The following is a 22,303-nucleotide window of genomic DNA, read 5'->3' on the forward strand; positions in this document are numbered from 1 at the left end:
TGCGGTAACGAGCCGATTCAGACGTTGAAGCGGAACTCCACGACGTCGCCGTCCTGCATGACGTAGTCCTTGCCCTCCATCCGGACCTTGCCGGCGGACTTCGCAGCCGCCATCGAGCCGAGCTCGTCGAGGTCCTCGAACGACACGATCTCGGCCTTGATGAAGCCCCGCTGGAAGTCGGTGTGGATGACCCCGGCGGCCTGCGGCGCGGTCCATCCCTGGCGGATGGTCCAGGCGCGTGACTCCTTCGGGCCGGCCGTGAGGTAGGTCTGCAGGCCGAGGGTGTGGAAGCCGGTGCGGGCGAGCTGGGTGAGGCCGGACTCCTCGGCGCCGAAGCCCTGGAGCATCTCGAGGGCCTCGTCCGGCTCCATCTCGACGAGGTCCATCTCGAGCTTGGCGTTGAGGAACACCGCGTCGGCGGGGGCGACGACCTCGGCGAGTCGGGCGTGCAGGTCAGTGTCGGCGAGCTGGTCCTCGTCGAGGTTGAAGACGTAGATGAACGGCTTGGTCGTGAGCAGCCCCAGCTCGCGGGCGTGCACCGGGTCGACGCCGGCCGAGGCCCCCGCGGCGTAGAGCGTCTTGCCCTCCTCGAGCACCTTCTGCGCGGCGAGCGCGGTGTCGAGGACCGCCTTGTCGGTCTTCTTGCCCTTGACCTCCTTGTCGAGCCGCGGCACGGCCTTCTCGAGGGTCTGGAGGTCGGCGAGGACGAGCTCGGTGTGGATGGTCTCGATATCGGACTCCGGCGAGACCTTGCCGTCGACGTGCACGACGTCGCCGTCCTCGAACGCGCGCACGACCTGGCAGATGGCGTCGGCCTCGCGGATGTTCGCGAGGAACTTGTTGCCGAGGCCTTCCCCCTCGGAGGCCCCGCGGACGATCCCGGCGATGTCGACGAAGGACACCGTGGCCGGGAGGACCTTCTCGGAGGAGAATATCTCGGCGAGGCGCCCGAGACGGGAGTCCGGGAGCGGCACGACACCGACGTTGGGGTCGATCGTGGCGAACGGGTAGTTCGCCGCGAGGACGTCGTTCTTCGTCAGGGCGTTGAACATCGTCGACTTGCCGACGTTGGGAAGGCCGACGATGCCGATGGTGAGCGCCACGGGGCGGTCCTCTCCTCACAGGGTGGGCGCCGGTGACGGTCCACGGCGCAGCCACCCATCGTGCCGCAGGGACGGTGAGCGGGCGAAATCAGGGGCCGGCGCGAACGGGCCGGATACATCGAGCCCGTGCCGCGACCCGCGGCCGAGCACAGCACAGGCGGATGCCCAGGCCTGGATGTATCCCGCCCGTCGCTGGGGCACGATCTGGCCGGATGCCGCGCCTGGATGTATCCCGCTCGTCGTCGAGGCGCTGCCCCGCAGCCGCCGACGCTCAGATCCCGGTGACCGGCCCGCCGTCCTCGAGGTAGAGCGTGGAGCCGGGCTCCCACTCGGCCACCGACTCGAGCATCCGGGCGGTGTACGGCGCGACGTGCCGGGCTGTCTCACCGGGTGCGACCCAGTGCGCGTCGACGATCTCGCGCGGCAGGAAGCGGGCAGGGTCGAGCTCGACGTCGAGGACACCCAGGTCGAAGAGGAACAGGTGCGCGTCGTCCCAGCCACGCCAGGGGGGCAGCCAGTTGACTGCGACCAGCCCGCGGACGGCGACGTCGAGGCCGAGCTCCTCGGAGATCTCCCGCACGACGGTGGAGGCCGGCGGCTCGCCGGGGTCGACGACCCCTCCTGGCAGGTCCCACTCCGGCTTGTACGTCAGCTCGCAGAGCAGCACGCGGCCCTCGGGGTCGCGCAGGAGGCCCTGGGCGATGTTGCGCTTCTTCGGCAGCCGCGCGTTGAGGATGGCGATCCGCTTGAGGCGCTGGGCCTCGGTCTCCTCGCGTCGCGCCATGCCAGGCACGCTACCCGGCCGCGCCGACGGCGGCGTGGGCACCGTCGGCACGGGCCGGCCCGGGTCAGGCCGAGGCCCCGAGGGCCTTCTCGATGGGGCCGCGCAGCTTCTCGGGCTTGGTGTTCGAGCCGAATCGGGTGATGACCGCGCCGTCCCGCCCGACGAGGAACTTCGTGAAGTTCCACTTGATCTTCTCGCTGCCGAGCGCGCCCCTCGCCTCGCGGCGCAGCCACTGGAAGAGCGGGTGCGCGTCGTCGCCGTTGACGTCGACCTTCTCGAACATCGGGAAGGTGACGCCGTAGTTCATCTGGCAGAACTCGCCGATCTCGTCGGCGCCGCCCGGCTCCTGGCTGCCGAACTGGTTGCACGGGAAGCCCAGGACCACCAGGCCCTGGTCGCGGAACTCCTGCCACAGCCGCTCGAGGCCCTCGTACTGCGGGGTGAAGCCGCACTTGCTCGCGGTGTTGACTACGAGCACGACCTGGCCTGCGTAGTCGTCGAGGTCCTTCGGCGCCCCCTGGAGGGTCGTCGCGGAGAAGTCCTGGAGCACGGTCACGGCGGTGTCCTTCCGGTGGGGTCGCGGGGCGGCCACGAGGGTCAGGAGGGGTTCGGACCGGCGCCCGGCGTGGATTGCCGGGCCCTGTCGGTGGGCCCTGGCACGGTTGCGCCCATGGACGGATGGATGTGGCTGCTGCCCGGGCTCCTCGTCGGTGCCGTGCTCGGCGCGGTCGTGGCCAGGCTGCTCGTCGCGGCACGCGTCGCCGCGGCCGAGACCGAGCGTGACCTGCTCCGTGACCGCGTCGTCGACCTCGAGACCTCGCTGGCGGAGGACATGGAGACCGCGGCCCTCCTCGCGCCGCTCAAGGACGCCCTCGTGCGGGTCGAGGAGCACGTGGGCGTGCTCGAGAAGGACCGCGCCCAGCAGTTCGGCTCGCTGCGTGCGCTGCTCGGCCGGGTCGAGGCCGAGACGCAGGGCGTCGGACGGGCCACGGCGTCGCTCGCGGGGTCGCTGCGCTCGTCCTCGGTCCGCGGCGCGTGGGGCGAGGTCCAGCTGCGCCGCGTGCTCGAGGCCTCGGGGATGCTCCCCCGCTGCGACTTCGACGAACAGGTGTCGGCGGTCAGTGCCCACGAGCGCCGGGTCCGGCCGGACGTCGTCGTGCGGATGCCGGGCGGCCGGTGCCTCGTCGTCGACGCCAAGGCCCCGATGACCCACTTCCTCGACGCCCAGGCCGACGACATCCCGGACGACGAGCGCACGGCGCTGCTCGAGCGGCACGCCGCGGGGATGGCCGGGCACGTCGACGCGCTCGCGGCCAAGGAGTACTGGTCGGCGTTCCGTGAGGGGCCCGAGATGGTCGTCTGCTTCGTCCCTTCCGACGCGATGCTCGCCGCGGCCCTCGCCGCGCGGCCCGGGCTGCACGAGGCCGCCCTCGGGCGACGCGTCGTGCTCGTCGGCCCGGGCTCCCTCATGGCGCTGCTGCGCACCGTCGCCTTCACCTGGCAGCAGGACGCCCTCTCCCGCAGCGCCCGCGAGCTGCTCGACCTCGGCCGCGAGCTGTACGCCCGGCTCGGCACCCTCGGCGCGCACACGGCCAAGGTCGGGCGCAGCCTGCAGAGCAGCGTCGAGGCCTACAACGCGATGGTCGGTGCGCTCGAGTCGCGCGTCCTCGTCACCGCCCGACGTATGCAGGACCTCGAGGTCGTCACCGACGACCTGCCCGCGCTCGAGCCGGTCCGGTCCGGGCCCCGGCCGCTCACCGCGCAGGAGCTCATCGACGCGGTGACCGAGCCCGAGCGTCGCCCCGAGATCATCGACGCACCCGGCTCGGACGCGGCGGTCCGCCGCGACGCCGGCTGACCCCGGACACCGTGTAGCGGGAGGGGACGCACCCCTCCCGGTCCACGGCTCCGCCGGTCACTCTGCGGGCGGAGCCGCCTTCTTCGTCGTCCGGCCCGTGGACCGCGCCGGCCGTGCCGGGGCCGTGGGCGCCGCGGCGGCGGCGCCGTCGGCGGCCTCCATCCGCTGCTGGGCCCGCTCGAGCACGCGCCCGGCGGCCTCGCGTCCGCCCAGCCCGAAAGCCAGCGCCGCAGCCACCGCGGCGCCCACGACGAGCGAGCCGAAGGCGAGGACGATGATCTCCGTGGCGATGCCCATGAAGGTCAGGCCCATCGCCACGAACAGCACGACGGTCGCCCACCGGGCGATCTGGCCTGCGGTGCCGGCGACCGTCCGGGCGATGAGGTTGGCGATGAAGAACCCGGCCGCGATCACTGCCGCGCCGAAGACGACCTTCCCGCCGAGCTCGAGCACTCGGGCGAGGAACTCCGTGATGACCGGGAAGTTCAGCAGCTGGGCGGCCATCACCGCGAAGAACAGCACGATAGCGATCTGGACGACGCGTGTGATCGTCGGCACCGCGCTGCGGCCCTCCGGGACGACCTCCATCGACCGCAGCGACCGGTCGACGCCGGTCCCCTCGAGGATGTCGCCGAGCAGGTTCGCGGCGAACCGCGCGATGACGACGCCGAGCGCGAGCATCAGGGCCGCCGCGACGATGTTCGGGACGGCGTCGAAGATCGTCTGCAGCATCTGCGTCGCGGGCTCCGAGATGGACGAGATGCCGAGGATCTGCAGCGACGCGATCGCGACGACGATCATGATGAGCGCGTAGAGGATCAGCGCCAGCGTGCGGGCGATGTTCGTGTTGCCGGTCAGCTCCTCGCCTCCGGCCCGCCCGAACCACTTCTGGAACGGCACGGCCCCGAGCGCCGTCTCGACGAGCTGCCGCACGACCTTCGCGATCAGCGCGCCGATGACGAAGACGAAGACGGCACCGATGAGGTTGGGCAGGAAGCCCATCACGCCGTTGAGCAACGACTGGATCGGGGCGAGGACCTCGGTGAGGTCGAACACCTGGAGCACGGCGATGAGACCGAACAGCCAGACGACCAGGGACGCGATGCGCCCGAGGGTGGCACCGATGCTCCGGCCGTCCTCGGAGCTCTGGTTGAGCGCCGACACGTGGGTGGCGAGCTTGGCGAAGGCCCAGGTCACCGCCTTGGCCAGTGCCCAGGTGATGAGCAGGATGGCGATCGCGGTGATCACCTTGACCAGGATCGAGCCCCAGTCGATCGTCGACGAGGAGTCCATGGCGTGTCCGTCCTTCGAGTGTCGGGTCGAGTGACCCGAACCTACCTTGAACAAACATTTGACGGAAGCCCCAGCAAGGTTCGACAGCGCAGGTCAGGGCCTCACAGGTCGATCTCGTAGTGGTACGCGACGGGCCCACCGACTCCCTCGGTCGCGTGCAGACCCTCGCTCTCGTACAGCGCGCGGGCGGCGACGTCGTCCTCGCTCGTCGACAGCTCGAACCACGGGCAGCCGCGCTCCCGGGCCCGCTCCAGGGTGCCCCGCAGCAGGGCCCGGCCGAGCCCGGTGCCGCGCGCCGACGGGTCGACCCACAGCTCAGCCAGGTACGCCTCGTCCTCCGGGGCCCACAGCGACGGTCGGTACCGGACGACAGCCACCCCCTCCTCGTCGCCCAACAGCACGTCGGTGTCCCGCGCGACGAGCACCGCCAGTCGCGCGGCCAGCGCGTCCGGCCCAGGAGACGGGTCGTCGTGGGCAGTGTTGAACTCGTGCAGCAGCCGGCCGGCGACGGCCAGCTCCTCCGGGGTCGTCGCGACCGCGACGCGAGCGTCCATCACGGCACCGTCAGCGCAGCGCGCCGACCTCGGTGTCCGCGGCGTCGTGCTTCATCGTGTCCGACATGCCGGCGGCCTTGAGGTCGCGGCGGATGTCGCTGGGCAGAGCGAAGACGATCGACTCCTCCGCGGCCGTGACGGCCGAGACGTCCTCGAAACCGTGCGCGGCGAGGTGGTCCAGGACGCCCCGGACGAGGATCTCCGGCACCGATGCCCCGGACGTGACGCCGACGGTGCCCACGCCCTGCAGCCAGGCGTCGTCGATCTCCTCGGCGTAGTCCACGAGGTGCCCCGCCCGGCTGCCGTGCTCGAGCGCGACCTCGACGAGGCGCACCGAGTTCGACGAGTTGCGGGACCCGACGACGACCATGAGGTCGCAGTCCGGCGCCATCTGCTTCACGGCCAGCTGACGGTTCTGGGTGGCGTAGCAGATGTCGTCGCTGGGCGGGTCCTGGAGGTTGGGGAACCGCTCGCGCAGCAGGCGGACGGTCTCCATCGTCTCGTCGACCGACAGCGTCGTCTGGGACAGCCAGACGACCTTGTCCGGGTCGCGGACCTCGACGTTCGCGACATCGTCCGGGCCGTCGACGAGCGTGACGTGCTCGGGCGCCTCACCCGCGGTGCCGACGACCTCCTCGTGGCCCTCGTGGCCGATGAGGAGGATGTCGTGGTCGCTGTCGGCGAAGCGGACGGCCTCGCGGTGGACCTTGGTGACGAGCGGGCACGTCGCGTCGATGGTGCGCAGGTTCAACGCCTGCGCCTCCTGGTGGACGACGGGCGCGACACCGTGCGCGGAGAAGACGACGGTGGCACCCTCGGGCACCTCGTCGGTCTCCTCGACGAAGATCGCGCCCCGCTTCTCGAGCGTCGTGACGACGTGCTTGTTGTGGACGATCTGCTTGCGGACGTACACCGGGGCCCCGTAGAGCTCGAGGGCCTTCTCGACGGTGACGACGGCCCGGTCCACCCCGGCGCAGTAGCCGCGGGGGGCCGCGAGGAGCACGCGCTTGGTGGTCTCGGTCATCCCCCCATCGTAGGTGCCGGGCCCCCGACGACCCGAATCACCGGGGTCCCTGACGGCGGCGGACCCTAGAGTTCCCCCATGACGACCCCGGCGCGACCGGCACTGCCCGAACGGGCCGCCGACACCACCGCCGAGCAGCCCTGGCCGGTGCGGCTGCTGTCGATGAAGATCGGCGAGTACGTCGAGAAGATGTCCGTGCTGTGGGTCGAGGGGCAGATCGTGCAGCTGACCCGCCGGCCGGGCGCGCGGACCGCGTACCTGACGCTGCGCGACCCGGACGTCGACATGAGCCTGTCGTGCAGCGTCCACGTCAACGCCCTCGACGCCATGGCCGGTCCGCTCTCCGAGGGGACGCGCGTCGTCCTCCAGGCCAAGCCGTCGTTCTGGACCCAGCGCGGCTCGCTCGTCATGGACGCCCGGCAGATCCGCCCGGTCGGTGTCGGCGAGCTGCTGGCGCGGCTGGAGTACCTCAAGCGCCACCTCGCGCAGGAGGGGCTCTTCGACCGCGACCGCAAGCGTCCCCTGCCCTTCCTGCCGCGCACGATCGGCCTCGTGTGCGGGCGGGCCAGCGCCGCCGAGAAGGACGTCGTCGAGAACACCCTGCGCCGCTGGCCGAGCGCACGCTTCGAGATCCGGCAGGTGGCCGTCCAGGGCACGAACGCCGTCGCCGAGGTCACGGCGGCCCTCCAGGAGCTCGACGCGCTCCCCGAGGTCGACGTCGTCGTCGTCGCGCGTGGCGGCGGGGGCGTCGAGGACCTCCTGCCGTTCAGCAACGAGACCCTCCTGCGGGCCGTGGCAGCGGCCACCACCCCGGTCGTCAGCGCGATCGGCCACGACGTCGACTCCCCGCTCCTCGACCTCGTCGCCGACCACCGCGCCTCGACCCCCACGGACGCCGCGAAGGCGGTCGTCCCGGACGCCGAGGCCGAGCGCCGCGGCGTGGAGGCCACCGGAGAGCGCGGCCGTCGCGCGCTCGCCGCACGCCTGCACCACGAGCGCCGGCGGGTCGCCGAGCTGTCCGGCCGGCCGGTCCTGGCCGACAAGGGCGCGTTCGTCCGTGCCCAGCGTGAGGCCGTCGACGCCCTGCGCCACCGTGCCCGGCACCGCGCCGAGGCCCGACTGCACCGCGACCGCGACCGGGTGGCGCACCTTCGCACCCAGGCCCGCGCCCTCTCCCCGCAGTCCACGCTCGACCGTGGCTACGCGGTGGTGCAGCACGCGGACGGGGCGGTAGTCGACGACCCGGCCGACCTCTCCTCCGACGAGCTCCTGCAGGTCCGGGTCGCCCGGGGAGAGTTCGGCGCCCGCGTCGCCGGGCAGGACGCCGCGACGGCCTGAGCCGTCAGCCGCGACCACGCGCGAGGGCCGCGAGGTGGTCCCGGACGGCCTCGCGGGCCCGGCCGGTGTCGAAGCGGTCCGGATGGAGCACGGCGTGCAGCGCGAGACCGTCGAGCATCGCGTGCAGCCCCGCCGCGTCGGACGCCACGTCCCGGACCGGGCCCGGACGCAGGTGGGTGACCACCCCGGCGCAGAACCGACCCAGGGCCTCGTGGGTCGCGACGGACCGCTCGCGCAACGCGGCGTCGGTGCGTCCCAGGACCACGAGCTCCATCCACACCTCGGCCTCCGCGAGCCGCTCGGCGTCGAGCGGCAGCACCTCGCAGCACAGGTCGGTGAGCCCCTCGACATCCGTGGCTCCCTGCGCGGCGCGGGCCTCCACCCGTGCGGTCACCCGCTCCGCCACGGCGGTCATGGCGAAGCCGACGAGCCCTGCGCGGCTCGGGAAGGTGTTGCGGAGCGAGCCGGTTGACAGGTCGGCGGCGGCGGCGACCGAGCGCACCGACACCGCTCCCACGCCGTCCCGCCGGACGACGTCGAGCAGCGCGTGGGCGATGCGCACGCGACGCTCGTCGTGGTCGACGACCTTGGGCACGGGCCCTGTCTACCAGTGCTCGCCCGGACCGGCGTGCGTCCACACCCTTTTCTAGTACGGTCGTGTCAGAAAAAGGAGTGGAGGTGCGGGCGAGGTGCTGTACGCCGTCATCGTGGGCTGTGAGGTGCTCTTCTGGGTGCTCGTCGTCGCGGGCCTGGTCGCCCGGTACGCCCTGCACCGCGCGCGGCTCGGCGCAGCCCTCCTGCTCGCGACCCCGCTCGTCGACCTCGCACTGCTCGTCGTCGCCGTCGCCGACCTCCGGCGTGGCGGCACGGCGAGCACGGGACACGCGCTCGCGGCCGTCTACGTCGGCGTCTCCGTGGGTTTCGGCCGCACGATGGTCCGTCGGGCGGACGAGCGGGTCGCGCACCGCCTCGCCGGCGCTCCCGCCCCGCGGCCCCGCCCCCGGTACGGGCAGGCGCACGCCGCCCACGAACGCCGGATGCTCCTGCGGCACCTGGTCGCCTATGTCGTCGGCGCGGCTCTCCTCGGCGTGGCGGTCCTCATGGCGGGCGACCCGAACCGCTCCGGGCCGTTCCTGCACACCCTCGGCCTGTGGAGCGTCGTCCTCGTCATCGACGCCGCCGTGAGCCTCAGCTACACGGTGCGCCCTCGCCCCGACCCGGTCGGTCCCCGTCGCTAGTCTCGTGACCATGCCGAAGGACGCCGCCCCCGCAGCGAACGCCGACGTCGCCGACCTCGGCTACGAGCAGGCCCGCGACGAGCTCGTCGACATCGTGGCCCGGCTCGAGAGCGGCCAGGTCGGCCTCGAGGAGAGCATGCGCCTCTGGGAGCGGGGCGAGGCGCTCGCCGCGCACTGCTCCACCTGGCTCGACCGCGCCGAGGAGCGCATCGCCGGGCCCGAGGAGTGAGCCGGCCCGCCCGCACCGCAACCGCATCCGCTCGCCGCCCCAGCCCCACACCGGGAGGACACGTGCAGGACCTCGTCGCCGGACACGTCGCCGTCGTCACCGGGGCGGCCCGGGGCATCGGGCTCGCGGTCGTGGAGGCCCTGACGTCCCGTGGCGTCGCCGTCGCGTGCCTCGACCACCCCGACGCCGACACCACCCGGGTGACGGAGGTCTGCCGCGCCGCCGGCGTGCCGCACCTCGTCCTCGCGGTCGACGTCCGCGACCGGGACGCCGTCCACGCCGCGGTCGCCCGGTCCGCCGAGCTCGGCCCGGTGTCGTACGCGGTCAACTGCGCAGGCGTCGACTCTCTCGTGCAGTCCGCGACCGTGTCGGCGGAGGACTGGAAGCGGGTCCTCGACATCGACCTCGACGGCGTGATGTTCGCCTGCCAGGCCGAGCACGACGTCCTGCTCGCCTCCGGGGGCGGTGCCATCGTCAACATCGCCTCGATGTCCGGCCACATCGTGAACCGGGGCGTCAGCCACGCCGCGTACAGCGCCGCCAAGGCCGGTGTCATCCACGTGTCGAAGGCCCTCGCGGTCGAGTGGGCGGCCGCGGGCATCCGGGTCAACTCGCTCAGCCCGGGCTACACCCGCACCCCGATGACCGCGGACATCGCTCCGGAGCTCGAGGCGCGGTTCGAGTCCGAGACCCCGATGGGCCGGTTCGCGGAGGTCGAGGAGATCGCCGAGCCGGTCGTCTTCCTGCTGGGGCGCAGGGCCTCCTACGTCACGGGCGCCGACCTGCTCGTCGACGGCGGCTTCTGCGCCTGGTGAGCCGCCGCGGCGTCAACGCCGCGTGACGCCTCCCGCGGCGGCCACCCGGGCCGCGACGACCCGCAGCTCGCGCAGGGCGAGTGCGATCTCCGGTTGCTCGGACGTGCCGGCCCGAACGCTCGTGCGCACGTGCCGCGATGGGGTGGGGTCGCCGCGCAGCGGCACCCGGACCGTCTCGTCCTCGCCCGGGACCCGCGCGAGACGCGGCACGAGAGCGACGCCGAACCCGGCCGCGACCAGCGCCGCGCCGGTGTCCCACTCGGTGACCTCGTGGGCCTGCCGCGGGTTGAAGCCCGCGGCCGCGCAGGCCGTGGAGACGAGGTGGTGGTGCGCCGAGCCCGGCCGGTCCATGATCCACGGCTCGTCCGCGGCGTCCGAGAGCCGCACCCGCTCCTGCTCGGCGAGCCGGTGCCCCACCGGGACGAGGAGGTCGAGGGCGTCGTCGACGAGCGGGCGTTGCTCGAAGCGCGGGTCGTCGGTCGGGGGAAGCGTCGCGGTGCCGACCACGACGGCCACGTCGGCAGCCTCGGCGAGCAGCATGTCGAAGCAGGCGAGCGGCTCGGCCTCGATGATCCGCACCTCGGAGTCCGGGAAGGCCCGCACGGCGGCCACGGCCACGCTCGGCAGCATCGCGGAGGCGGCCGTCGAGAAGCCGGCCAGCCGGAGCCGGCCGAGCGCGTGCCCGGAGGTGCGGTGCACGTCGGCCCGGATGTCCTCCCAGTGCGCGATGAGGCCGTCGGCCCGACGCAGCAGCGTGCCCGCCGCCGCCGTGAGCCGCACCCGCCGGCCGTCGGGCTCGAGCAGGGGGGTGCCGAGGTCCCGGGAGAGCGTGCGGATCTGGTGCGACAGCGCGGACGGCGTGTACCCCAGGTCCTCCGCGGCGGCGGTGATGGTCCCACACCGGGCGACGACACGAAGGGAGCGGAGCCGGGGGTCGATCATGGGAAAGAATTGCACGTTTCCGTGCTAAAACGTCCGCTTTTCTGCAACAGTCACGCGCCTCACGCTGGTGCCGTGCAGCTCGACCCGCTTCTCGACCCCTACCGCCTCCGCGGCCTGACCCTGCGCAACCGCGTCGTCAGCACCTCGCACGAGCCGGCGTACACCGAGGACGGCATGCCCAAGGACCGCTACCGGCTCTACCACCTCGAGAAGGCCCGCGGCGGCGTCGGCCTGACGATGGTCGGCGGGTCCGCGGTCGTCTCCCCCGACAGCCCGCCGGCCTTCGGCAACATGCTCCTGTACAAGGACGAGGTCGTGCCGTGGCTGCGCCGTCTCGCCGACGACGTGCACGAGGCCGGCGCCGCCATCATGTGCCAGGTGACCCACCTCGGGCGCCGCACGAGCAGCACGTCCGGTGACTGGCTCCCGCTCGTCTACCCCTCGCCGCTGCGCGAGCCGCAGCACCGCTCCTTCCCCAAGCAGGCGGAGGCATGGGACCTCGACCGCATCGTGCGCGACTACGCCGACGCCGCCGCCCGCTGCCGCGAGGCCGGCCTCGACGGCATCGAGATCGAGTCCTACGGCCACCTCTTCGACGCGTGGGCCTCCCCCGCGACGAACCACCGCGACGACGCCTTCGGCGGCAGCCCGGAGAACCGGCTCGTCTTCCCGATGCGGGTGCTGGAGGCGGTCCGGGCCGCCGTGGGGCCGGACTTCGTCGTCGGCCTGCGGATGGCGATGGACGAGGACCTCCCGGACGGGCTCGGCCTCGAGGACACCCTCGGGGTCCTGCGTCGCTACGCGGTGCACGGCGTCGACTTCCTGTCGGTCATCAAGGGCGGCCTCGACAGCGATGCCCGGCTCGCCGCGACGATCCCGTCGATGGGTACCCCGACCGCGCCGTTCCTCGACTTCGCCGGCCAGGTGCGTCGGGCCGTCGACATCCCGGTCATGCACGCCGCCCGCATCGGGGACGTGTCGACCGCCCGGCACGCCATCCGCGACGGCCTGCTCGACCTCGTCGGGATGACCCGCCCGCAGCTGGCCGACCCCCACCTCGTCGCGAAGGTCGCCCGCGGCGAGGAGGACCGGGTCCGCCCGTGCGTCGGGGCCAGCTACTGCCTCGACGCCATCTACGAGTCCGGTGACGCCAAGTGCATCCACAACCCGGCGACCGGCCGCGAACGCACCGTCCCCCACGTCATCGCACCGACCGTCGGACGCAGGCGGCGCGCGGTGGTCGTCGGGGCCGGCCCGGCCGGACTCGAGGCGGCCCGGGTCCTCGGCGAGCGGGGGCACGAGGTGCTCCTCCTCGAGGCGGCCGACCGTCCGGGTGGCCAGGTGCTCCTGGCGGCGTCCTCGGCCCGTCGCCGCGACCTCGTCGGCATCATCGACTGGCGGGTCCAGGAGGCCAAGCACAGCGGCGTCGAGCTCCGCTACGGGATGCTCGCCGACGCCGCGTCCGTGCGCGCGGAGGACCCCGACGTCGTCGTCGTCGCGACCGGCGGACTGCCGAACCGCGAGTTCCTGCCCGTGGGCGCCGACCTCGTCCTGGACACCTGGGACGTCCTCGGTGGTCTCGGCGGCGCGCTGCGACCGGGACACCGCGTCCTCGTCTTCGACGACCACGGCGGGGAGCCCGCGCTCGACGCCGCCGAGCACCTGGCCCGCTCCGGGGCCCGGGTCGAGCTCGTCACCCCGGAGCGGATGGTGGGGATCGGCGTCGGCAGCATGAACAGCCCGGCCTACCTGCGGGTCTTCGCCGAGCACGACGTCACCCTCACCCCGGCCCGGCGCCTCGTGGCCGTCCGGCGGGCCGGGCCGGACGCCGGGGGTCGGCTCGTCGCGACCCTGGCGAGCGACTACGCGGACGTCACCGTCGACCGCGTGGTCGACCACGTCGTCGTCGAGCACGGGACGCTGCCGAACGACGAGCTCTACCTCGACCTCGTCCCGGGGTCGAGCAACCTCGGCGAGGTGGACCACGCCGCCCTCCTCGCCGGCGCGCCCCAGACCGTGGTCACCGACCCCGACGGCCGCTACCAGCTCTTCCGCGTCGGCGATGCCGTGGCGAGCCGGAACATCCACGCCGCCGTGTACGACGCCCTGCGCCTGTGCATGGTCCTGTGACCCCCGGGAGGTCCCGCGCATGACCCTCACCCCGTCCGCCCCCTCGTCGCTCTCCGACGTCGACCGGGCCCGGCTCCTCGACGTGCTCGACGCGCGGTCGCCCGGCCGCCCTCTCCCCGGCGCGGCCTACACCGACGAGGCGCTGCACCGGCTCGACCTCGAGCTGATCTGGCAGCGGCAGTGGGTGTTCGTCGGATCGGTCGCCGAGGTCCGCGAGCCCGGCGACTACGTGACCGTGGAGCTCGGCACCGTCTCGGTGCTCGTCCTGCGCGACGACGACGAGCAGGTGGCCGCCTTCCGCAACGTGTGCCGGCACCGCGGGGCCCGGCTCGTCGAGGGGCCGCGGGGGTCGGTCGGCAACATCGTCTGCGGCTACCACCGGTGGACCTACGGGACGGACGGCCTCCTCCGGCACGCCCCCCAGCTGGCGGCGGGCACCGACACCTCCTGCCTCGGGCTGCGACGGGTCGCTGTCCGGGTCGTCGGCGGTCTCGTCTTCGTCTGTCTGGCGGCCGATCCGCCACGGGACGTCGACGCCGTCGCCGAGGTCGTCGAGCCGTACCTCACGCCGCACGCCCTCGACCGGACCAAGGTCGCCGCCCAGGTCGACCTCGTCGAGGACGGCAACTGGAAGCTGACGATGGAGAACAACCGCGAGTGCTACCACTGCGAGGGGCACCCCGACCTGCTCCGCACCTTCTTCCCGACGTGGGGTCTCGAGGACCACCAGGTGCCCCCGCGGCTGCGGGCGGCCCACGACAGGTACCTCCTCGCCGAGGCCGACCTCGCGCTCGCCTGCGACGAGCGCGGGATCCCCCACCGGCTCGTCGAGGACCTCGTCGACCGTCCGCTCGGGTTCCGCATCGCCCGCGAGGCCCTCGACGGCCTCGGCGAGTCGTTCAGCCGGGACGGCTCCCGGCTGGTCCGGCGGCTGCTGGGCGACCTCGACGAGCCCCGACTCGGTCGGGTCACGTTCCACGCCCAGCCGAACGTGTGGGTCCACGCCCTGGCCGACCACGTGGTCACCTTCGCGGCCCTGCCGCTGGGCGCCGACCGCACCCTGGTCCGCACGACGTGGCTCGTGCACGAGGAGGCCGAGGAGGGCGTGGACTACGACGTCGAGTCCCTCACGGAGGTCTGGCGGCACACGAACGAGGAGGACGCGGTCTTCGTCGGGCTCACCCAGCGCGGCGTGGCCGACCCCGCCTACGAGCCCGGCCCGTACACCGAGCCCGAGCGCCAGGTGGACGCCTTCGTCACCTGGTACGTCGACCGGATGCGCGAGGAGGCGTCGCGATGACCCAGCCGTACCACGAGCCCGCCACCCCGGCGCCCGAGCAGCCGCACCTGCGGGTGGTGCCGGACCTCCCGACGGTCGTCGGCGCCGGGGTCCTTCCCGACGAGGAGCCCTTCGACGAGGAGCTCGTCTGCCGCCGTGTCCTGCGGGTCACCCACGACGTCGTCTCGCTCGTCCTGGAGCCGACCACGACCCGCGGGTTCGCGTTCGTGCCCGGGCAGTACCTCACCCTCGTCGCGGACGTCGACGGCGAGACCGTGGAGCGCTGCTACACGATCTCCTCTCCCCCCACGCGGCCGCACCTGCTCACCGTCACCGTCAAGCGGGTCCCCGGCGGCCGGCTCAGCCCGTACCTCCACGAGCGGTTCGGCCCCGGCGACCGGGTGCGGGCCCGAGGCCCGCTCGGCGGGTTCAGCGTGGCCGCCCACCCGGCCCGCACCTACCTGTTGCTGTCGGCCGGCAGTGGGATCACCCCCACCCTGTCGACCCTCCGGACCCTCGCCGATCTCGCGGAGCCGGTCGACGTCGTCGTCGTCCACCACGCCCGCACCCCCGCCGACCTGGTCTGCCGGGCCGAGGTCGAGGCGGTCGCCGCCGCGCACGGCTCCGTGCGGGTCGTGTGGGTCTGCGAGGACGACGCCTCCCCCGCCGACGGGCTCCCCCGGTGGGACGGACCCCGCGGACGGGTGGGCGCCGACCAGCTCGCAGCCCTCGTGCCGGACCTCGCGACCCGCGAGGTGCTCACCTGCGGCCCGCCCGGCTACATGGCGGCGGTCCGCGAGGTACTGACGGTCGGTGGCGCCGACCCCGACCACTGTCACGAGGAGTCCTTCGTGCTCGGCACGACCGCCGCACCCGTCGCGTCCGCCGCGCGAACGGCGGGGCCCGAGGGCGACGCCGACGACGTCGCGGACCAGGCCCGTCCGGCGAGCATCCGCTTCGCCCGCAGCGGCCGCGAGGTCGCGTGCCCCGCCGGGACGACGGTGCTGGAGGCCGCCGCGGCCGCCGGCGTCGGCCTACCGTCGTCCTGCGCCGAGGGACTCTGCGGGACGTGCACCTCGACCTTGCTCGCGGGCTCGGTGGACATGAACCACCAGGGCGGTATCCGGCCGCGCGAGGTGGCGCAGAACAAGTTCCTCCCCTGCTGCTCGACCCCGGTCGGCGACATCGTCGTCGACGCCTGAGGAGACCTCGGGTCCGACGTCCGCCCACCCGCGGACAGCCGCACGGGTCCCGGTCAGCCGACCGGGCGCAGCGCCTCGACGTAGACCGCCATGTCCTCGAAGCTCGCGTCGCCGGTGACGAGCGTCGCGAGCTCGCCCGACCCGTCGTCGGGGAGGTGGAGCAGGCTGTTCTGCACCTTCGAGTCGCGGACGAACCTCTCCCAGGTCCGCCCGGCGATCTCCATCGTGCCGTCCTGGGGCGCGCGGTTGGTCTGCGCCGAGACCCACCCCCGGCTGGGGTCCTTCGCCTGCTCGACCGCGACATAGGTGCCCCGCGGGGTCTGGTAGCCCGCGTGCCAGGTCATCACGCCGTCGGTGCTGCGGTAGTACCGCGCCGAGGTCGCGGTCCAGCCCTCCGGCAGCCCCACCGGCTCGACGACCGGCCACCCGGTGCGCTCCGCGACCTCCACCGCCGTCCCGTGCACGTCGACGACGGGCCCGCCGACCCGGTCCACCCGCGGGACGAGGAGGACGAGGAGCAGCACCATCCCGAGCACGGCGAGCAGCGAGTAGACGAGGTTCTTCGTCGACCCGAGCGAGTAGCGGCTCGTCGGCCGCGCGGGCGTGCTCACGCGACCATGGTCGCCGACGGACACCCCCGGCGCCCAATCGCCCCACGGCGATAGGGTTTCCGGATACCGCACAGCGACCGCGCGTCCGCGGCTCGAGGATGGAGGGATGTCGTGAGCGCCACCGCGCCGATCGTCGTCGTCGGGGAGCTGCTCGTCGACATCGTGAGCCATCCGGACGGCCACACGGCCGAGCACGTCGGAGGGTCCCCGACCAACGTCGCCATCGGCCTGTCCCGGCTCGACCACGACACGCACCTCGCCTGCCTCGTCGGCCTCGACACCCGCGGCCGGCACTGCGTCGAGCACGTCGAGTCCGCCGGCGTCCACCTGCTGCCGGGCAGCATCAGCGAGCAGCACCCGACCTCCACCGCCCTCGCGACGATCGACGACTCCGGCGCCGCCACGTACGTCTTCGACCTGTACTGGACCCTGCCTCCCGTGCAGCTGCCCGCGGGCGTCGGACACATACACACGGGGTCCATCGCGACCACCCTGGAGCCGGGCGAGGCCGAGGTCACCGACGCCCTGCGCCGAGGCCGCGAGACCGGCACCGTCTCCTACGACCCGAACATACGGCCGACGATCATGGGCTCCCCGGACCTCGTCCGCCCCAGGGTCGAGGAGCTCGTCGGGCTCTCCGACGTCGTCAAGTGCTCCGACGACGACCTCACCTGGCTCTACCCCGACCTCACCCCGGCGGACGTCATGGCGGCCTGGACCGACCTCGGCGCCGCCCTCGTCGTCGTGACGCTCGGCGGCAAGGGCGTCACGTGGTGCACGGCCGCCGGCGACACCGGCACCGAGCCGGCCCGGGTGCGCGAGATCGTCGACACCGTCGGCGCCGGCGACTCCTTCATGGCCGGGCTCGTCTCGGGGCTGCTCGACGCCGGGCTGCTCGGCGGCGACGACGCCCGCGACCGGCTCCGTGCAGCCTCCGCCGACGAGGTCGCCGCAGCCGTCGATCGCGCGCTGCGCACGAGCGGCATCACCGTCCGGCGCACCGGCGCCTACGCCCCGACCCGGGAGGAGATCGCATGACCGACTTCGTCTACTCCGAGCTCCTGCCGGTCGGCGCCGACGAGACCCCGTACCGGCTGCTCACGACCGACGGCGTCGAGCAGGTCGAGGGACCGGGCGGACGCACCTTCCTCCAGGTCGCTCCCGAGGCCCTCCGTCTGCTCAGCGAGACCGCGATGCACGACATCGCGCACTACCTGCGCCCGGCGCACCTCCAGCAGCTGGCGAACATCCTCGAGGACCCCGAGGCGTCCGACAACGACAGGTTCGTCGCCCTCGACCTCCTGAAGAACGCCAACATCGCCGCCGGCGGCGTCCTCCCCATGTGCCAGGACACCGGCACCGCCATCGTCATGGGCAAGCGCGGCCAGCACGTCCTCACCGAGGGCACCGACGAGGAGGCCCTGAGCCGCGGGGTCTACGACGCCTACACCCGGCTCAACCTCCGCTACTCGCAGATGGCGCCGGTGACGATGTGGGAGGAGCGCAACACCGGCTCCAACCTCCCCGCGCAGGTCGAGCTCTACGCCGACACCGCACCCGGGCACGAGACCACGTACAAGCTCCTCTTCATGGCCAAGGGCGGCGGCAGTGCCAACAAGTCGTTCCTGTTCCAGGAGACCAAGGCGATCCTCAACCCCGACGGGATGATGCGCTTCCTCGACAGGACCCTGCGCGGCCTCGGCACGGCCGCGTGCCCGCCCTATCACCTGGCCGTCGTCATCGGCGGCACGAGCGCCGAGTTCGCCCTGAAGACCGCGAAGTACGCGAGCGCGAAGTACCTCGACCACCTGCCGAAGGCGGGTGACCCCGCCACCGGCCACGGCTTCCGCGACACCGAGCTCGAGGAGCAGGTCCTCGAGCTCACCCGGCAGTTCGGCATCGGCGCCCAGTTCGGCGGCAAGTACTTCTGCCACGACGTCCGCGTCGTGCGCCTCCCCCGGCACGGTGCGAGCCTGCCGGTCGCCGTCGCCGTCTCCTGCTCGGCCGACCGCCAGGTCCTCGCGAAGATCACGTCCGAGGGCGTCTTCATCGAGCAGCTCGAGACCGACCCGGCCAGGTTCCTGCCGGAGCAGACCCCCGAGGACCTCGACCACGAGGCCCACGGTGTCAGCGGCACCGGGGCGGGCGCCGTGGTACAGATCGACCTCGACCAGCCGATGGACGCCATCCTCGCCGAGCTCGGCAGACACCCGGTCAAGACCCGGCTCTCGCTCACCGGGCCGCTCGTCGTGGCCCGCGACATCGCGCACGCGAAGATCAAGGAGCGGCTCGACGCGGGCGAGGCGATGCCGCAGTACCTCAAGGACCATCCGGTGTACTACGCGGGGCCGGCCAAGACCCCGGAGGGGATGCCGTCCGGGTCGTTCGGCCCGACGACCGCCGGCCGGATGGACTCCTACGTCGAGCAGTTCCAGGCCGCGGGCGGCTCGATGGTCATGCTCGCCAAGGGCAACCGCTCCCAGCAGGTCACCGACGCCTGCCGGACGCACGGCGGGTTCTACCTCGGCTCGATCGGCGGCCCGGCGGCGCGGCTCGCCCAGGACTGCATCCGCAGCGTCGAGGTGCTGGAGTACCCCGAGCTCGGCATGGAAGCGGTCTGGAAGATCGAGGTCGAGGACTTCCCGGCGTTCATCGTCGTCGACGACAAGGGCGAGGACTTCTTCGCCGCCGTGACCAAGCCGGTCGCGTTCACCATCGAGAAGAGGACGGGCCTGCTGTGACCGACCAGCCGAACGCCGACACCTTCGAGGACCTCCTCGCCGCCAACGAGCAGTTCTCGATGAACTTCGACCTCGCCGGCTTCGACGGCGTCGCGGCGCGGGGCGTCGCCATCGTCACCTGCATGGACTCCCGCATCGACCCGCTGCGAATGGTCGGTCTGCGGCCCGGCGACGCGAAGATCTTCCGCAACCCCGGCGGGCGGGTCACGCCGCAGGCGCTCGAGGCGCTCGTCCTCGGGGTACACCTGCTGGGCGTCTCGCGCGTCCTCGTCGTCCCGCACACCCGGTGCGCCATGGCGTCGGCCGGCGAGCAGGAGATCCGCGAGCGGGTCGGCGCCTCCGCGGGTATGGACGCGTCGTGGCAGCGCTTCGGCGTCGTCCCGGACCAGGAGGACGCTCTGCGCCAGGACGTCGCCGCCGTCCGCACCCACCCGCTCATCGGTGACCGTGCGCTCGTCGGCGGGTTCGTCTACGACGTCGACACCGGACTGCTGCGTCGCGTCGTCTGAGCACCCCGACGACCCGCACACGGTTCGTGGGAGCGCTCTCACGGCGGTACCGTGGCGCCCATGGACTCCGTCGCACACCGCTTCCCCGCCGGCTTCCTCTGGGGCACGGCCACCGCCAGCTACCAGATCGAGGGCGCGGTCAAGGAGGACGGCCGCGGCCAGTCCATCTGGGACACCTTCTCGGCGACCCCCGGCAAGACGGCCGGCGGCGACACCGGTGAGGTCGCCTGCGACCACTACCACCGGATGTCCGAGGACGTCGCGCTCATGAAGGAGCTCGGCCTGGACGCCTACCGGTTCTCCGTCGCCTGGCCCCGGGTCCAGCCGGACGGCACGGGTGCCCCGAACCCGCTCGGGCTCGGCTTCTACGACCGGCTGGTCGACGAGCTGCTCGGCGCCGGGATCCGCCCGGTCGTCACGCTCTACCACTGGGACCTCCCCCAGGCGCTCGAGGACCTCGGCGGCTGGCAGAACCGTGACGTCGCCGGCTGGTTCGCCGACTACGCCGCGGCGGTCAGCGGCGCGCTCGGCGACCGGGTCACGAGCTGGACGACGCTCAACGAGCCCTGGTGCTCCTCGATGCTCGGGTACGCCCTGGGCGTGCACGCCCCCGGCCACGCCGACCCGGCCGAGGGTCTCGTGGCGGCCCACCACCTGATGCTCGCCCACGGCACCGCCGTGCCGGTCATCCGGGAGCACTGCCCGGACGCCGAGGTCTCCATCACGCTCAACCCGTCGCAGGTGCACGGCCCGGAGGACCCCACCGAGGCCGACCTCGACGCCGTCCGCCGCACCGACAACATCCTCAACGGCCTCTTCTTCGGACCGCTGTTCCACGGCGCCTACCCCGAGGGCTTCCTCGACGACGTCGCGCCTGTCACGGACGCCTCGTACATCCACGACGGCGACCTCGAGGTCATGAGCGCGCCGCTGGACAACCTCGGCGTCAACAACTACTTCCCGACCCGGGTGCGTGCCACCCCCGAGGGCAGCGAGCCCCGGGGCCAGGCACACCTCATGCCGGGCTGCGAGCGGGTGGACGAGGTGCCCCCGCACCCGCCGGTCACCGCGATGGGCTGGGAGGTCTCGCCACCGAGCCACCGGATGATCATCGAGCGCTCGGCGCGCGAGTCCGGGCTGCCCGTCCTCATCACCGAGAACGGCTCGGCCTGGGACGACGTCGTCTCCGAGGACGGCCAGGTGCACGACCCCGAGCGTGTCGACTACCTGGTCGGCCACCTCGGCGCCGTCGCCGACGCGATCGAGGCCGGCGCCGACGTCCGCGGCTACTTCGCGTGGTCGCTCATGGACAACTTCGAGTGGGCCTACGGCTACGACAAGCGCTTCGGCATCGTCCACGTCGACTACGACACCCAGGTCCGCACGGTCAAGGACTCCGGCCGCACCTACGCGCGCGTCATCGCCGAGCACCGCGGGCGGTGACACGGCGGGTCCTCGTCGTCGGCGGCGGCATCCTCGGGCTGACCGTCGCCGACCGCGTCCTGCGCGAGGACCCGCGCGCCGAGGTCACCGTGCTCGACAAGGAGGCCGGCTGGGCCCGCCACCAGACGGGCCGGAACAGCGGGGTCGTCCACTCCGGGCTGTACTACCCCCCGGACAGCGCGAAGGCCCGCTGGTGCCGGGCCGGGGTCGCCCGGCTCCTCGCCTTCGCCCGCGACGAGGGCGTGCCGCACGCCGTGCCGGGCAAGCTCGTCGTCGCGACCGAGCGGTCCGAGCTACAACGGCTCGAGGCGCTGCACGCGCGGGGCCTCGCGAACGGCCTCGCCGTCCGGATGCTCGGCCCCGGCGAAGCACGCGAGCGCGAGCCGCACGTCGCCACGCTCGCGGCACTGCACGTCCCGGAGACCGGGGTCGTCGACTACCGGGCCGTGTGCGCGGCGCTGGTCCGCCGCCTGGGCGCCGCCGGCGCGGACCTGCGGACCGGTGTCGAGGTGCTCGGGGGCGAGGAGCGTCCCAGCGGGATGCACGTCGCGACGACGGCGGGCGAGCTGTCGGCCGACCACGTGGTCACCTGCGCCGGGCTGCAGACCGACCTCGTCACGCGCCGGCTCGGGCACGTCCCGAGCGTACGCATCGTCCCCTTCCGTGGTGAGTACCGCGAGCTCGCGCCGGCGGCGGCGCACCTCGTCCGCGGCCTGGTCTACCCCGTGCCGGACCCGGACCTGCCGTTCCTCGGGGTCCACCTGACCCGCGGCGTCGACGGCACGGTGCACGCCGGCCCCAACGCGGTCCTCGCGCTGGCCCGGGAGGGGTACCGCTGGCGTGACGTCGCCCCCCGTGAGCTCGCCGGGACCCTTGCGTACCCGGGGTTCTGGCGTCTCGCCGCCGGTCAGGTCCGCACCGGGGCGGCGGAGGTCGCCCGGTCGCTGTCGGCGCACGGATTCGGCTCGAGCCTGCGCCGGCTCGTCCCCGCGCTGCGGGACGTGGACCTCCTGCCCTCGCCCGCCGGGGTCCGTGCCCAGGCCGTGCGCGCGGACGGCCGGCTCGTCGACGACTTCCTCGTCGAACGCTCCGGCCGCTGCGTCCACGTCCTCAACGCGCCCTCCCCCGCGGCGACCGCCTCCTTCGAGATCGCCCGACACGTCGTCGGCCTCCACCCCTGACACCCGGGGGGGGGCGCCCCGGGGGGGGG

At 73.2% G+C, this 22,303-nt stretch carries 22 protein-coding genes; 13 read left to right on the plus strand and 9 right to left on the minus strand.

Features of this window, described 5'->3' with window-relative positions; translation table 11 throughout:
* Positions 1-17 precede the first annotated feature (17 nt).
* From ychF to JQN72_RS15585, 3 genes are all read right to left on the minus strand, one after another.
* Positions 18-1,103, minus strand: coding sequence for a redox-regulated ATPase YchF (gene ychF, locus JQN72_RS15575; protein WP_204136052.1), 1,086 nt, complete (start codon positions 1,101-1,103; stop codon positions 18-20).
* 271 nt (positions 1,104-1,374) lie between these two features.
* The gene (locus tag JQN72_RS15580) at positions 1,375-1,887 is read right to left on the minus strand and encodes an NUDIX hydrolase (RefSeq protein WP_204136053.1); all 513 of its coding nucleotides are present in this window, start codon (positions 1,885-1,887) and stop codon (positions 1,375-1,377) included.
* A gap of 64 nt (positions 1,888-1,951) precedes the next feature.
* A complete protein-coding gene (locus JQN72_RS15585; RefSeq protein ID WP_204136054.1) occupies positions 1,952-2,443 on the minus strand; it encodes a glutathione peroxidase in 492 nt (163 codons plus the stop codon).
* Between the two features lie 114 nt (positions 2,444-2,557).
* On the opposite strand from JQN72_RS15585, the gene JQN72_RS15590 reads away from it, so the two are divergent.
* The gene (locus JQN72_RS15590) at positions 2,558-3,745 is read left to right on the plus strand and encodes a DNA recombination protein RmuC (protein WP_204136055.1); all 1,188 of its coding nucleotides are present in this window, start codon (positions 2,558-2,560) and stop codon (positions 3,743-3,745) included.
* Positions 3,746-3,802: 57 nt separating this feature from the next.
* On the opposite strand, the gene JQN72_RS15595 is transcribed toward JQN72_RS15590, so the two are convergent.
* From JQN72_RS15595 to JQN72_RS15605, 3 genes are all read right to left on the minus strand, one after another.
* Positions 3,803-5,038, minus strand: coding sequence for a mechanosensitive ion channel (locus JQN72_RS15595; protein WP_204136056.1), 1,236 nt, complete (start codon positions 5,036-5,038; stop codon positions 3,803-3,805).
* Between the two features lie 101 nt (positions 5,039-5,139).
* Positions 5,140-5,592 carry a GNAT family N-acetyltransferase gene (locus JQN72_RS15600; protein ID WP_204136057.1) on the minus strand — a complete coding sequence of 151 codons (453 nt, stop codon included), beginning with the start codon at positions 5,590-5,592 and terminating at the stop codon, positions 5,140-5,142.
* A gap of 10 nt (positions 5,593-5,602) precedes the next feature.
* Positions 5,603-6,616: a 4-hydroxy-3-methylbut-2-enyl diphosphate reductase gene (locus JQN72_RS15605; RefSeq protein WP_204136058.1), complete on the minus strand. Its 1,014-nt coding sequence runs from the start codon at positions 6,614-6,616 to the stop codon at positions 5,603-5,605.
* A 78-nt stretch (positions 6,617-6,694) separates the two neighbouring features.
* On the opposite strand from JQN72_RS15605, the gene xseA reads away from it, so the two are divergent.
* Positions 6,695-7,954, plus strand: a complete 1,260-nt coding sequence (xseA, locus tag JQN72_RS15610; protein ID WP_204136059.1) for an exodeoxyribonuclease VII large subunit — start codon at positions 6,695-6,697, stop codon at positions 7,952-7,954.
* 4 nt (positions 7,955-7,958) lie between these two features.
* Here xseA and JQN72_RS15615 read toward each other — a convergent pair whose 3' ends face one another.
* The gene (locus tag JQN72_RS15615; protein ID WP_204136060.1) at positions 7,959-8,549 is read right to left on the minus strand and encodes a TetR/AcrR family transcriptional regulator; all 591 of its coding nucleotides are present in this window, start codon (positions 8,547-8,549) and stop codon (positions 7,959-7,961) included.
* Positions 8,550-8,643: 94 nt separating this feature from the next.
* Here JQN72_RS15615 and JQN72_RS15620 point away from each other — a divergent pair, with 94 nt between their 5' ends.
* The 3 genes from JQN72_RS15620 to JQN72_RS15630 all read left to right on the plus strand — a co-directional run bounded on the left by JQN72_RS15620 (position 8,644) and on the right by JQN72_RS15630 (position 10,236).
* Positions 8,644-9,192 (plus strand): hypothetical protein, encoded by a 549-nt coding sequence (locus JQN72_RS15620; protein WP_204136061.1) that lies wholly within the window; start codon positions 8,644-8,646, stop codon positions 9,190-9,192.
* A 10-nt stretch (positions 9,193-9,202) separates the two neighbouring features.
* Positions 9,203-9,421 (plus strand): exodeoxyribonuclease VII small subunit, encoded by a 219-nt coding sequence (locus JQN72_RS15625; RefSeq protein ID WP_204136062.1) that lies wholly within the window; start codon positions 9,203-9,205, stop codon positions 9,419-9,421.
* 62 nt (positions 9,422-9,483) lie between these two features.
* Positions 9,484-10,236, plus strand: coding sequence for an SDR family oxidoreductase (locus tag JQN72_RS15630; protein WP_204136063.1), 753 nt, complete (start codon positions 9,484-9,486; stop codon positions 10,234-10,236).
* Between the two features lie 12 nt (positions 10,237-10,248).
* Here JQN72_RS15630 and JQN72_RS15635 read toward each other — a convergent pair whose 3' ends face one another.
* Entirely contained in the window at positions 10,249-11,193 is a 945-nt protein-coding gene (locus JQN72_RS15635) for a LysR family transcriptional regulator (protein WP_307812744.1), read from the minus strand.
* A gap of 57 nt (positions 11,194-11,250) precedes the next feature.
* Here JQN72_RS15635 and JQN72_RS15640 point away from each other — a divergent pair, with 57 nt between their 5' ends.
* Genes JQN72_RS15640 through JQN72_RS15650 form a run of 3 tightly spaced genes read left to right on the plus strand, consistent with a single transcriptional unit; the run spans position 11,251 to position 15,789 of the window.
* Complete coding sequence (locus JQN72_RS15640) at positions 11,251-13,308, plus strand: FAD-dependent oxidoreductase (protein ID WP_204136064.1); 2,058 nt, start codon at positions 11,251-11,253, stop codon at positions 13,306-13,308.
* A gap of 19 nt (positions 13,309-13,327) precedes the next feature.
* Positions 13,328-14,608 (plus strand): aromatic ring-hydroxylating dioxygenase subunit alpha, encoded by a 1,281-nt coding sequence (locus JQN72_RS15645; RefSeq protein ID WP_204136065.1) that lies wholly within the window; start codon positions 13,328-13,330, stop codon positions 14,606-14,608.
* Positions 14,605-15,789 carry a hybrid-cluster NAD(P)-dependent oxidoreductase gene (locus tag JQN72_RS15650; protein WP_204136066.1) on the plus strand — a complete coding sequence of 395 codons (1,185 nt, stop codon included), beginning with the start codon at positions 14,605-14,607 and terminating at the stop codon, positions 15,787-15,789. The genes JQN72_RS15645 and JQN72_RS15650 overlap by 4 nt, the downstream gene beginning before the upstream one ends.
* Before the next feature lie 53 nt (positions 15,790-15,842).
* Here JQN72_RS15650 and JQN72_RS15655 read toward each other — a convergent pair whose 3' ends face one another.
* On the minus strand, positions 15,843-16,400 hold the full coding sequence (locus JQN72_RS15655; protein ID WP_307812746.1) for a DUF4245 domain-containing protein: 558 nt from the start codon (positions 16,398-16,400) through the stop codon (positions 15,843-15,845).
* 111 nt (positions 16,401-16,511) lie between these two features.
* Here JQN72_RS15655 and JQN72_RS15660 point away from each other — a divergent pair, with 111 nt between their 5' ends.
* Genes JQN72_RS15660 through lhgO form a run of 5 tightly spaced genes read left to right on the plus strand, consistent with a single transcriptional unit; the run spans position 16,512 to position 22,274 of the window.
* Entirely contained in the window at positions 16,512-17,438 is a 927-nt protein-coding gene (locus tag JQN72_RS15660; protein ID WP_204136068.1) for a PfkB family carbohydrate kinase, read from the plus strand.
* A complete protein-coding gene (locus JQN72_RS15665; protein ID WP_204136069.1) occupies positions 17,435-19,141 on the plus strand; it encodes a fumarate hydratase in 1,707 nt (568 codons plus the stop codon). The genes JQN72_RS15660 and JQN72_RS15665 overlap by 4 nt, the downstream gene beginning before the upstream one ends.
* 59 nt (positions 19,142-19,200) lie before the next feature.
* On the plus strand, positions 19,201-19,650 hold the full coding sequence (locus tag JQN72_RS15670) for a carbonic anhydrase (protein ID WP_204136074.1): 450 nt from the start codon (positions 19,201-19,203) through the stop codon (positions 19,648-19,650).
* A 60-nt stretch (positions 19,651-19,710) separates the two neighbouring features.
* Positions 19,711-21,093 (plus strand): GH1 family beta-glucosidase, encoded by a 1,383-nt coding sequence (locus JQN72_RS15675; RefSeq protein ID WP_204136070.1) that lies wholly within the window; start codon positions 19,711-19,713, stop codon positions 21,091-21,093.
* The gene (gene lhgO / locus JQN72_RS15680) at positions 21,090-22,274 is read left to right on the plus strand and encodes an L-2-hydroxyglutarate oxidase (protein WP_204136071.1); all 1,185 of its coding nucleotides are present in this window, start codon (positions 21,090-21,092) and stop codon (positions 22,272-22,274) included. Before JQN72_RS15675 ends, lhgO begins: the two co-directional genes overlap by 4 nt.
* Positions 22,275-22,303 lie beyond the last annotated feature (29 nt).

The sequence above is a fragment of the Phycicoccus sp. CSK15P-2 genome, from assembly GCF_016888005.1.
Classification (GTDB): domain Bacteria; phylum Actinomycetota; class Actinomycetes; order Actinomycetales; family Dermatophilaceae; genus Phycicoccus.